Source organism: Nostoc sp., assembly GCF_054880495.1.
Window position 1 is genome coordinate 1 of record NZ_JBTYKD010000005.1, and the last position, 11,923, is coordinate 11,923.

Genomic DNA, 11,923 nt, shown 5'->3' on the forward strand with positions numbered 1-11,923 from the left:
CGATCGCACCGACACTCGTGTCCCGATATGTGGACACACCGTTATTATATAACGCTCCGGCGCAACACATCAGAATTAATGACATGAACTACTAGCAGCAGCACCCATTCTGTTTGCACTTCGGCTAGTATGAATTGAGAGCTTTACAAACAACCTCTTAAGTATGGTGTGCAGCGAGTCGTTGGAATGCCGACGGTGCTGGATTATCTGCGAGGTGCTGGCGGATCACCTCGGCACACGCACCCGAACTTAACAACGATGTATCAACTTCCAGGTCATATATGCCAGGGATGTGGACTTCACGTTGCCATAACTGAACCGGACGTGGCATCGAGGAGTCGGCTGCACTGATCACGTTCCATGCCGTGTTTTGTCGTCGTTCCATAATGCTCTCGATGGAGCAGCGAACGCTTACGAACAAGGTTAGCGATCGGCAACTCCATTAGCTGACGGTGTAGCATTATCAGCATAACTGCGCTCTCTGACAATTAAATCTTGATTAGAACCACTTGATGTGTTATTATCACTACCTAACTCCACACTTGAGAGAAATTCGTTGAATTCATCTTGGATAGCGATCGCTTTTTCTAATCCAAAAGAGTCCTGAGTTTGAATAAATTGACTCTCATCTATTGCTAAGGAAACTCTTCCTCTGAAATTGGATAAGTTTGCATGTTTCCATTTCTCACTTTATATAAGGTCAATGTAATCTTGCTAAACCTTACACCTTGATCGGTTCGATACTCTTCAAGATCAAATGGGTCTGAGCATGATAAATATCCAGAGTCAAGATTGCGATACCTAACGTCGTATTTTCCAGCTCTCACATTTTCAACCGTGAATTTTCCATTAGCAAGTATAAAAAACACCCGTATTGGTGTCGGTCGTTGAGAATCGAGTGAGAAGAGTTTGATAAATATATCTGAGTCATTCTGTGAATTGTCAATAGTTAAAGAAGAATAACCATCCGAAAATTTGAGTGGATACCCACTGATGTAGCTTGACTTTGTGGGAAAAGGGGAACCATTATCCGCAAATTTTGGCCGAACATATACAGGCTTCGCTAAAGGCGTTAATGCAGGATTGGTAACTGTTTTATTGGATGACAAACTTGGTATTGGCTTTTGTGAATCAAAATAGAGAAAGCCCACGATGAGCGCAACAGCTGCAACCAAGATACCACCCTGTATATAAAAGGGACGAACCAATAAAGACCATGTTTTCTTCAGGCGTTTAATTGGTACTCCCGTATCTATGGAAGTAAGAAGTTTACTAATTGCACTTCTTAATTTTGCTCCCTCGTCTTCTATGGAGTATCCGGGGGTATTTCTAAGAATTGAGGTATTTTCTGGTTGTATTTTATCTGCTAATTCATTAGCATCTGTGGCAACAGCGCGAGCAAGTTCGAGTTTCCCTTGTGTAGCAAAGACCCATGCTTGATAAGCTAACAAGCGTGCATTTACATCATTGGGTTGATTCGCCCGTTGTATCAGGATTTTATCTGAAATCTTGCTCAAAAATCAAATATGAGTCCTATAGATGTGTTAGCACCGTTAACAATTAATAAAAATGATCATAACTTTATTTTTTTAATATGTTGCTGCTTAAAGTGATGTTTTTCATTACATCAAAGCCAAGTCTTCTGGTGTATTACAGTTAAACAGCATTTCGGGTTCTACTAAGGGCAAAACTTCTATAGGATGTTGCCGAAGCCACTGCTGAAACGATCGCCCCCCTTGGTTGATAAACTCTAGGAGTTGTGGCAAACAGCGACGGCGATAGAAACCACACAGAGGTTCCCAGCCTTTGGGATGATCAGCTAAAGCTGCGATCGCATCATCTCCCACACTATCAAGTTTAGTTACCCAATTTTGCAACACCTCAACTCGCAACCTCGGCAAATCGCAAGCTAGCAGCAGCACCCATTCTGTTTGCACTTCGGCTAGTCCTTGGGCAAATCCAACTAGAGGCCCGTGGGCTAGAGATTCTCCAGACAAAGACACTTCCCCGATAAACTGACAACTAGGCAAAAGCAAGTCTTGATAGCGTTCTGGCCAGGGAGTTACTACATAAACAGCATCAGCACAGCTTTGAGCAATCCCACAAACTCGCTGCAATAACGGCACTCCTTGAATGGGAATCAAGGCTTTATCCTGACCCATGCGAGAACTTTTACCGCCAGCTAACACAATTGCTGTTAATTTGCAACAGGTAAAGCTAACAGCGCCACCTTCTTCATCTCTACCCACTCCCTACTCCCCTATTTTGACTTTCCTGCACTTGCTGCAATAAATCCTCTGCACTTTCTGCTGGTGCAAGACACTTCAAACCTTGGCAAACTAACCCAACGCTTCCCTGTGGTAAATCAGATGTGACGGCAAACAGAGACGTCGGTAAATACTTGGGGATCAAAGCGTTGATTTGCTCAGTTGTGCTGCGAATCAAGGTAGAGTTACGATACCAATCTAAAGCTGTAAATAAACTGGGGCAAGCCTGGGGAGCGCGATGCATCACACTTCTAAAAGCTTTTAAACCTTGTTCAGCTAAATCTAAATAATCTAGATTATCGGTGAGTAGGGACAGACGCACAAGGTTAGCGATCGCAACTCCATTCGCTGATGGTGTAGCATTATCCGCGTAACTCCGCTCCCGCACAATTAAATCTTGACTTGAATCATTAGATGTGTTATGATAACCACCTAATTCTACACTCCAGAGAAATTGGTCGAATTCATCTTGGATAGCGATCGCTTTTTCTAACCATTGCTTCTGCTCAGGGTTGGAAGCTTGTAAATCTAGCAAAGCTTTAATAAAAAAGGCGTAATCTTCGGATTGCGCTAAAACGCTTGGTTCACCTTGATAGTTGAGTCGGTGGAAACGCCCATCGACAAACTGATTTTCCAATATAAAATTCGCTGCTCGTGCTGCTAATTCCAGATATAACGGTTGTTGGAAAACCCCAGCAGCCCTAGCAAGCCCAGAAATCATCAAGCTATTCCAAGCGACAATCATCTTCGTATCTGTCACCGAGGGAATGCGACCTGGCCAGTTAGCAGTTTTTGCTTCCTGGTTATTACGAGCCGGCGGAAAAGTTTCTAGTGACTCAGAACTAACGCCATAGCGAGCGGTAAACAGCTTGCTCAGTGCCGTTTCCAGCGTTGCACTCAGTTGCCCTGAATAACGTCTTTGCAACACATTACGACTTTCAAAGTTGCCGTTAGGTGTCACCGTAAACTGTTCTAATTCCCTTAGTTCTTCAGGTGTTAACAGTTGTTGTAGTTCGCTGTAACTCCAGACGTAAAAAGTTCCTTCTTCTGGTTCTACCGCCGTGGATTCCGTGAAGCTATCGGCATCTTGAGCAGCATAGAAGTAACCTTCCGGCGCGGTCATTTCCCGCTTTAGCCATAATACAGTACCAGCAACTGCCCTCTCAAACGCTGGTTCTTGTACTCCTGTACTCCACAAAGAAGCCAGAAACTCCACAATCTGTCCATTGTCGTAGAGCATCTTTTCAAAATGGGGTACTGTCCAAGTCGGGTCAACAGTATAGCGATGAAAGCCACCGCCCACATGATCATAAATACCTCCCAGCGCTAAGTCTAGTCCCCGTTGGGTACAAACTTGCTTGCCATCATAGCGAGATTCAAAATTAAATCGAGTTCCCCGGAGTGCTAATTCTGTATAGGGAATCATCGGAAAACTGTTGCCAGATTCACTAGGAGTAATTACACCTGTACTGATTTCCCAACCTTGACGGAGTAATTCATGGTCTTCAAGCTCGGTTGTTGTAGAGTCTTGCATCACCGCAGACGTGAGCAGAGACTCAATAATTAGGGCTTTGCGTTGCTGTAAATCTTCTTTTTCTGTATCGTAATAACGGCGAAGGGTTTCCAACACCTGCAAAAATCCCGGACGACCATAGCGCGGGTCTACAGGGAAATAAGTACCAGCGTAAAACGGCACTAAATCTTCTGGGGAAAGAAAAATATTCAAAGGCCAACCCCCTTGACCGCTCATCAATTGCAAAGCCTGCATATAGATGCTATCGAGGTCAGGTCTTTCTTCCCTGTCTACTTTGATCGGAAGATAATTGGCATTCATGTAGTGTGCGATCGCAATATCAGAAAAAGCCTCGCCTTCCATGACAGTACACCAATGGCAACTAGAATAGCCAATGGAGAGAAAAATCGGTTTATTTTGCGTCCTTGCAATTGCAAGTGCTTCGTCACACCAAGGCCACCAATTAATCGGGTTTTCGGCGTGTTTGCGGAGATAGAGGCTCTTAGCTTCAGCAAGGCGATTAGTCATGATCAAATGCAAATAGTTGCCTTCTTTGCTCAGTCTACCGTGTTCCCAGGAATCTTACTGGTCTATATTGAACTTAACAAACAAAGGCTATAGTTGAGTTTATTTGCGCCGACTTACTTACACCTGTACAATTTATGAAACATTCTTAGTGAAAAGATCGCAATACCAAACTAACAATATTTGCTGGTGTTTCTCGCACAGGTGATGCTGTCTTTGTCTGAATTAAAATATTTGGGCTAAGTCCTGCTATCAGGTGGAGCAAGAAGGTGATGATGGCGGCTTGTACAAATTTTTCCAACATGGCACGTCTCTCTCTGAGTGGATAGCATTTCAAGTAAAACTGGTTATTCTAAATACACCTCGTACTATCGATTTACCGAATTTAACAAAAATAACTTAATAATTGCTGAGGGAAATCTTAAAAAAATGTTTCAAATATTACTGAATTCAGATATTACTGAATATTGAAGGTAATTCCCTAAGCAAGTCGGATTTCGCTTATCAGTCTAATCAGCACATCGCCAAGGTTGTGCAGCAAAGACCGAGACATAACATTGGCGACAATTGGAGTTTTTTGATTTGTTCTTCCCTAAATCGGGATATTCTCTTAGACAGCTTTTGCCGCTAAAAGTGCCCTTAGGGGTTAAATCTATTGCATAATCACCTTTTGCCCTTTGTTGGATAAGGCAGAATGGCAAAGATTTACTTCTATGTACCTGGGAAGAGTAGAGATCAGCCCCAGTTTCGTGCTGTCACCGATAAAATGTATTTATAAGTAGCCACAAACACGCTTCCATGATTCCTATCGTTATTGAACAATCGGGTCGAGGTGAACGCGCCTTTGACATCTACTCACGGCTGTTACGTGAGCGCATCATCTTTTTGGGACAACAAGTTGATAACAACATTGCTAACTTGATTGTTGCCCAACTGCTGTATTTGGATGCTGAAGACCCGGAGAAAGACATTTATATGTATGTTAATTCTCCCGGTGGTTCGGTGACGGCTGGTATGGGCATTTTTGACACTATGAAACACATTCGCCCTGATGTCTGTACAATTTGTACTGGATTAGCGGCGAGTATGGGCGCTTTCCTCCTCAGTGCTGGTGCTAAGGGTAAGCGGATGAGTCTACCCCATTCTCGGATTATGATTCATCAACCTTTAGGCGGCGCTCAAGGACAGGCGACTGATATTGAAATTCAGGCGCGGGAAATTCTGTACCACAAGCGGCGGCTAAATGACTATTTAGCTGAACATACAGGTCAACCAATTGAGCGGATTGCTGAAGATACTGAACGTGACTTTTTCATGTCGCCAGAAGAAGCTAGGGATTATGGTTTGATTGACCAAGTGATTGACCGTCACGCCGCCGGTAGCCGCCCAGCAGTTGCTCTTGTTAATTAATAGTCACGATTGGCAAATGGGGAATTACCACTTTTAATTCCCTTAAACCCTAAAAATAATCCCTCTTTATAAGTGAAGAGGGGTTATTTTTGGAATGGGTGGACTTGTTCAGGTACTTAATACCGATTTGGACAAATGACTAACTAAAATCCCGCTAGTAGTCTGTCCCATTAAATTTGCTGGGTTCGTAGTGAGCGCTTTAGCGCTCAAATCAAGGACTAATGTCCTTACTACGAACTTATTCATCCATCAAAGTTGGTCTGGTGGACTTGGCTGAGATTGGAGATATTGGAGGAATTCGTGCAATTCATCATCGGTCAGTAAAGAACGCGATGGCTTCCCATAATTTTTAATCAGATGCTCCCGTCCCTGCTCTATTGTCAAACCTAATCGCTGCATTTCAACATTAATTTTGGCAATCAGAACTTCGAGTAATATCGGTTGAGATACAAGGTATTGGAGGAAGTCCAACAATTCTTTATATGTCAGCAAAGGAAGCGATCGCTTCCCATAATTTCTTTTGAGATACTCCCGTCCTTGCTCTGCTATCCAGCCTAATCGCTCCGTTTCGACATCTATTTGAGCAAGTACTTCAGAAAAATTCACAGGTTCCATAACTTCGTTACTGTTTCAACAGCCTACGTCATTAGTCCTTACTAATGACTAATGACTAATGACAAATCAAAATCCCGCTATTGGGTCTGGCTCAGATTGGAGGTATTTGAGGAATCCGTGTAATTCTTCTTCAGTCAGCAAAGTGCGCCCCCGTTTGCCGTAGGTTTTAATCAGATGCTCTCGTCCCTGTTCTGGTGTCCAGCCTAAACGCTGAAGTTCGACATCTGTTTTAGCAATTACATCCGATAAATCTACGGGTTCAGCTTTCTTGTTTCTCTTTCCTTTCACTGACGGGGTGGCGATATCCTCTTGAGGGCTGTAACTCCGAGGTGTAAATGGTGTGACATTATTGACAGAAATTGCTGGAAAGCTTTGATTTTCCATCTGGTTATCAGAGAGTATTTCCAAGTTTTCAACTGGAGGATCAAATTCTAGCTCCCGGTTGGCAGTCACAGGAAGGTTTTGACCTAAATCCTGGCTATAGGTATCGCTTGCTGGCGGCACAGCATTACTGTACCCGTACTCTTCGTTATTGCTTGTTACTACTTCTGGTTTGATGTTCCGTACTTTAGAAGGCGGCAGAGATATTTCTTTATCGCTGACGACTGACCATTGACTACCGACAAAATCCCCATCTTTTGCAGAGGAATAGGCAGGAGGCTCATTTAATCCACTTTTGGTATTTAAGGAAGGGTTTAACTGCGCTGGGGAAATTGGATTTGAGATAAATGTCACTGATTCTGGTGGCGCATTTGTAATACCCAAAACTATCAGCGCCCTAGTTCTGGCTTGGTCTTCTGCTGCTTCTACTGTTTCTGCTGCGGCCATACCCGTAGCACGGGTTACGCCTTCAATTTGCACGCTTGCCCGGACAATATATTTTCCTTGATAAATTTGCACTAATTCTGAAATCAGATTGCCCTTGGGATACAAGCTCTGGAATTGAGCCAACATAATACTGCTACCAATCTAAATCTTTTGAATAACCGGGTCGATACCTGCCTATATGCTCAAGTGAGGTAAGCTGCCCTTACTTTAATTTACATCTATTCGATACCCAGGATGCCTGTCAATATTACATTTTTTCATTTTTTACCGAAACAGTACTGAATCCTGAGTCAGTGCTGAGTCGCCGTTCGCCTTTGGGAGAAGATTTGATTCTAAGCAAGCCTTAGCTCAAACTTCTCGCTGAGTCCTGAGGCAGTAAATAAATGATATGCGATCGCACTTTCTCTATTAAAAAGCGAAGACAAGTTATGGAAGTTGACTTCCACGTTGTCGATGGTGCTGTTAACCTCACAGGCTTTTGCACCCTTGTCAGAAGTAAAGGTCTAAAGTACCTAGAAAACGGTCGCGCTCAATTCTATGCCTTGATTGTATTTGGGGCAGTTTTGGGCTTAGTGATTGTCTTTGGTGTTACCTGATTTTTATAGGGGTGGACGAATGTCTACCCCTACATTATTTCTTGATTTCCTGGTTTGTTTACTAGATGCCCAGATTACGCAATAATTTATTTTATGGATTACTGTTATTAACTTTTTTCTACAACATCTAAACTCTTTTCTTGAGCTAGTGAGAAGTTATTTACAAAATATAGTGACTTTTATTTAATAAATTCCAAACTCAAGCCTTGTAATTGTATATTCTATATTGCAAACCATTTATCTCTACGTGCTATTTCCCCTACAGGAATTGTTTTAGATGCCACAATATTCTTACATATAGCTTCCGCTACGGCAACCAAAAATCCAGGATAGCGATCAGGGTGTTCGGCAATCTCCTCAGCAAGATCAATTGGCAAAGGGTTTTTTTCTCCTTTTCTAGCAACGCGACGTGCAAACAAGTAGGAAGCATATTCCTCTGATATTGCTCCTTTGGCATAACTTTGAGCAATCACTTCCAATACAGGATGCCAATCAGTTTCATTTTTTTGAAGAAGATCAAGTGCAAACTCCTGGCAAAGTTTTAATACTAATGGATCAGATTCAGTATACGCACTAAGATATGAAACATAAAGCTTTCTTTTACTTTGTTCTTTCGCACGTAAAGTAAATAAAGTAACAGTTCTTGCACCCAAAGTTTTTGGCATTGAATCTACATTAAGGTAGATCATGCGCTCGTGCAAGTCTTGTATTAGAGCAATTGTATCTTCTACAGAGCAATACAGACGCTGCCAGTTGTCAAGGGATAATTTTTCAATGTAAGAATCTATGGATATAGCCAAATTTTCTAAGGTTTTTGAACTACCCCAGGTTACAAGAACTAATGTAATGAACATGGCATCTACTTCGTTATTCACTTTATCTAACTGTTGCTGCCACCAACTTGGCCTACCAGCTTGCAATCTTGCATAACGTGTTCGTCGGCACAAAGATTTTGAGTGTTCAAGAAGTTCAGGGAATTCTTTGCATGTTTCACTTTTAGATTTAATTCCACTACCTATATTTGCAAGATGAAACAATGCCCAATGATCCCCACAAACTTCGCGAACTTTTTCAATAAGATTGTCCCAAGGAACAATATCAGTTGCCCATTCTTGGACATTGCGCTGTGATTCTTGTTGAGATGTTTCTACAATCTTGTAATACTTAGAAACCTGTGGAAATTCCGGGATAGAGTGGACACTATCTTTATTAAGAGCTTGCAAGAAATATCTACCATTATTAACTAGGTGTGAAATCTGATGTTTCCAAATTTCAGAAAGTGTAAAGTTTAAATTCCTTGCCTTGAAAGCTACTGCATATCGACTTGCATCAATCGAGTGACTGAATACCTCTATAAGGCTATTTATTTGAATGTTTCGACGATTATCAACTACAATATTTCTCTGTAAAATTTCATCTATAGTTAAAAGAAAGTTTTGTTCAGTCATTTCGCAATAATCAAATCGCCGCATTTTAAAAAGAAGACACACGCATTTTGCGCGATTAACCTCATCTGATAAAATCTTTTTTATATCAACTAAACTAATTTTATTCAAAATACCTAAATAGTATCCATATTCAAGCCAGTTACCTTGCTCAATAATACTTTGAGTATAAAAATATTTATTCCATAAATTTAAAATTTCATCTGATATGGCATTTGCTCTGATTAAATCTATTATTTCTAAAGCATAGTCTTTAGGAGGATTTTTCTCTAGACTCTTAAAGCAGTGATTTATTAGTTCTTCCTGTCCACAATCTTTTGGAAGTAATAGAGGGTTTCCTAGTCCAAGGCGGCGACTATTGGAGGGTAATACATATCTCAATCCAATCTCATCCAGTATCAGTTCAACAACAGCTTTAACAGACTTAGGATGTTGCTTAAATACCCAATCAGAAAGTAGAGTAGCTGCTAATATTCTTGGATGACTAATTAGTCGATATCCTTCCTGTTCAATTAAATCTTGTAACCTGTCAATGAGTGAAGGGAGTTCACCTTTGGTATAGCAGCCAGCATAAAATCTCGTAACGTTGAACCAGTAAAAATTACGTGCTATGGCATCAAAACGATCAGGTAATGTCCCCGTTTTTTCATTTCCAGTTGGAGAATAAGGAGCAGTATCATAAAGGTATCGCGCTGTGAAGTACTCTCGCAGTGGTTGAACTTCAAATTCATAAGTACCTTCAACACGTTGTACCAATGCCATTATCCGTTCAACCATACCTCTAAATAATTCGTCTAATAATGATTTAGAATGACCTTCATCATCAAGATATTTTGAAAGAAGTTCATAAAGTTTATCTTTGGAGATACTACCATTACCTCCCTGTTCTGCCTCTGTGTGAAGTATCCAAGCAAAATATCTTTGAACATTTATTAAAAGTTCTCGGTGGTCACGAACGATAGGAGTCTTTGCTGCTTCACGATCTAGAAAATGCTTTATATAATCATCGTAAAGAGCCGTTCGTTTTTCTGGAAGCGATAAACCTTGACTACGAATAAGGCTTAGTAATATTGTCAACTGCATTGGATTTTTAGATAAATCGCGCAGATGTGGTTGATTTAGCTTTTCTTTTATAACCTTTCTAATTTCCGCAGCTTCTTTATTATCAAGCTTTCGTGCCTTAATCCAATTGGTTGTATATTCATCAATCAGAGTACGAGTTAGCGAATCAAGCTGATAGTGTGGAAACTTATCCTGTGGAAGACCAGGAGAATTAGCAAACGCTGCTGGACGACTTGTAACGATTACTTGGAGTGATTCAGCAATTGATTCAAGACGATTGACACCATTAATAATTTCATTAACAACTTCTTGCCTTTTCGAGATATCAGCAACTTCATCAAGTCCGTCAAAAACTAGTAGAACTGGACTAAGTTTCATGACGGCACGTAGATCACTAACATCAAACTCACCACCACCCGAATCATGCCGTACCAAGGCAGCAAGAAATGATTCTAAAGATTTTTGCCAATTAGAAGGAAGTTCTTCTTCTTCATCAAGTGAAAAAGGATTTTTTTTGTCAAGCCAGGTTGCCAAATCTCTCAAATCAATTTTCAATGGTAGACGAACTGGAGAGTATCTATGTATTGGAGGCAATTTTTCTAACGTTTCGTCTTTATGATCTGTCGATAAAGAACGTAATACTTCATCATTGCCCAATACTCGCATCCGATGTACCTGGCACACATATTGAGTTATTGTCGATTTACCTTGTCCAGGCGCACCCTCGATAACTATTAGAGGGATATTTTTTTGAACCAAGATATGGAGTAAAAATGTTGCTGCACCAACTATCTCACGTTCTTCTGCTCTAATATTGGAATACAAATTAGCATCGTTCAAAGTAGTATTTGCTTGAGTATTTCTATCTCTTTCAACATTTGAAGCAATATCGTGATATATTCTATATAATTTAATTTCTTTCTTACCAGTAATATCTCTTTGTGGGGGAGAAATTGGAACATCTATGAATAAATCTAACAGCCTATTTTGCAGTTCTACTTGCCTGAATTTGACTTCTTGCTCTTGACAAAATTGATGTTTGACAAAAGAACGAATTGCATCAGACCTGCGCCCACTATTTTCTGAAAGCCTAGACTCAATAACTGATCGAATTAAGTCTGGGCCTGTCATCAACTCAGGATATACCCACTTTAGATCCCAAGAGCTATCCAGTCGGCGGTTTAAATCATCAAGCCACCAGCACATGGATGGTACACCAAGCTTATTAAGTAGTTGGTTAGCTTTATCTATGGAGCCTGAGTCAGGATGTGCAGTTCCCGGAACATTAGTAATCAAGACAAACTGAGTTGCTCCCTTGGGAATTTGCTTCTTAAGTTTTGGTGCTTCCTCTTCTAAAATTCCTACCAGCCATTTATGAGGATCAGGTAATGTAAACGGCCGTTTTACCCACTTAATTTGGTACATTATGAAACTGCGATCAGAATCTATTCCCAAATAGGCCACCGCATCTCGTCCCCCATCTGGTTGTGCAACCGGAAAACATTGGACGTTGGGATACTCTTTTGTCAGTAGTGCTTGGCAGAACTGCTGGAACTTTTCTGGGTTTAGATTCTCAAATGGGTAATTCATGTACCTATAATACTGAAGGGATATTATGCAAATTTATATACTCTCTCTGTCCTTGCAGAATTCAAGAGTATT

The 11,923-nt window shown here is 41.0% G+C and carries 10 protein-coding genes; 2 read left to right on the forward strand and 8 right to left on the reverse strand.

The features are described from left to right. Nucleotides 1-157: 157 nt before the first annotated feature. The 5 genes from ACYTXL_RS00095 to ACYTXL_RS00115 all read right to left on the reverse strand — a co-directional run bounded on the left by ACYTXL_RS00095 (nt 158) and on the right by ACYTXL_RS00115 (nt 4,609). A complete protein-coding gene (locus ACYTXL_RS00095) occupies nt 158-385 on the reverse strand; it encodes a phosphotransferase-like protein (RefSeq protein WP_461922955.1) in 228 nt (75 codons plus the stop codon). A 250-nt stretch (nt 386-635) separates the two neighbouring features. Further along, entirely contained in the window at nt 636-1,517 is an 882-nt protein-coding gene (locus ACYTXL_RS00100) for a hypothetical protein (RefSeq protein WP_461922956.1), read from the reverse strand. Between the two features lie 105 nt (nt 1,518-1,622). After that, nucleotides 1,623-2,249 carry a molybdenum cofactor guanylyltransferase gene (locus tag ACYTXL_RS00105; protein ID WP_461922957.1) on the reverse strand — a complete coding sequence of 209 codons (627 nt, stop codon included), beginning with the start codon at nt 2,247-2,249 and terminating at the stop codon, nt 1,623-1,625. Continuing rightward, on the reverse strand, nt 2,242-4,308 hold the full coding sequence (locus ACYTXL_RS00110) for a thioredoxin domain-containing protein (RefSeq protein WP_461922958.1): 2,067 nt from the start codon (nt 4,306-4,308) through the stop codon (nt 2,242-2,244). Before ACYTXL_RS00110 ends, ACYTXL_RS00105 begins: the two co-directional genes overlap by 8 nt. Nucleotides 4,309-4,453: 145 nt before the next feature. Further along, nucleotides 4,454-4,609, reverse strand: a complete 156-nt coding sequence (locus ACYTXL_RS00115) for a hypothetical protein (protein WP_461922959.1) — start codon at nt 4,607-4,609, stop codon at nt 4,454-4,456. Between the two features lie 470 nt (nt 4,610-5,079). On the opposite strand from ACYTXL_RS00115, the gene clpP reads away from it, so the two are divergent. Further along, on the forward strand, nt 5,080-5,715 hold the full coding sequence (gene clpP, locus ACYTXL_RS00120; RefSeq protein WP_292790179.1) for an ATP-dependent Clp endopeptidase proteolytic subunit ClpP: 636 nt from the start codon (nt 5,080-5,082) through the stop codon (nt 5,713-5,715). Between the two features lie 249 nt (nt 5,716-5,964). Here the strand turns inward: clpP and ACYTXL_RS00125 are convergent, their stop codons facing one another. Both ACYTXL_RS00125 and ACYTXL_RS00130 read right to left on the reverse strand, forming a co-directional pair. Then, entirely contained in the window at nt 5,965-6,330 is a 366-nt protein-coding gene (locus tag ACYTXL_RS00125) for a hypothetical protein (RefSeq protein ID WP_461922960.1), read from the reverse strand. Nucleotides 6,331-6,396: 66 nt separating this feature from the next. Further along, nucleotides 6,397-7,284, reverse strand: a complete 888-nt coding sequence (locus ACYTXL_RS00130) for a hypothetical protein (protein WP_461922961.1) — start codon at nt 7,282-7,284, stop codon at nt 6,397-6,399. A 257-nt stretch (nt 7,285-7,541) separates the two neighbouring features. Here ACYTXL_RS00130 and ACYTXL_RS00135 point away from each other — a divergent pair, with 257 nt between their 5' ends. Further along, the gene (locus tag ACYTXL_RS00135; protein WP_461923016.1) at nt 7,542-7,754 is read left to right on the forward strand and encodes a hypothetical protein; all 213 of its coding nucleotides are present in this window, start codon (nt 7,542-7,544) and stop codon (nt 7,752-7,754) included. Nucleotides 7,755-7,975: 221 nt separating this feature from the next. On the opposite strand, the gene ACYTXL_RS00140 is transcribed toward ACYTXL_RS00135, so the two are convergent. Beyond that, complete coding sequence (locus tag ACYTXL_RS00140; RefSeq protein WP_461922962.1) at nt 7,976-11,851, reverse strand: NACHT domain-containing protein; 3,876 nt, start codon at nt 11,849-11,851, stop codon at nt 7,976-7,978. Nucleotides 11,852-11,923: the final 72 nt, after the last annotated feature.

Excerpts from the sequence above, each read along its gene's own strand:
- ACYTXL_RS00115 (WP_461922959.1), bottom strand. The coding sequence starts at position 4,609 with ATGTTGGAAAAATTTGTACAAGCCGCCATCATCACCTTCTTGCTCCAC.
- ACYTXL_RS00095 (WP_461922955.1), bottom strand. The coding sequence starts at position 385 with ATGGAACGACGACAAAACACGGCATGGAACGTGATCAGTGCAGCCGAC.
- ACYTXL_RS00110 (WP_461922958.1), bottom strand. The coding sequence starts at position 4,308 with ATGACTAATCGCCTTGCTGAAGCTAAGAGCCTCTATCTCCGCAAACAC.
- ACYTXL_RS00135 (WP_461923016.1), top strand. The coding sequence starts at position 7,542 with ATGATATGCGATCGCACTTTCTCTATTAAAAAGCGAAGACAAGTTATG.
- ACYTXL_RS00130 (WP_461922961.1), bottom strand. The coding sequence starts at position 7,284 with ATGTTGGCTCAATTCCAGAGCTTGTATCCCAAGGGCAATCTGATTTCA.
- ACYTXL_RS00125 (WP_461922960.1), bottom strand. The coding sequence starts at position 6,330 with ATGGAACCTGTGAATTTTTCTGAAGTACTTGCTCAAATAGATGTCGAA.
- ACYTXL_RS00140 (WP_461922962.1), bottom strand. The coding sequence starts at position 11,851 with ATGAATTACCCATTTGAGAATCTAAACCCAGAAAAGTTCCAGCAGTTC.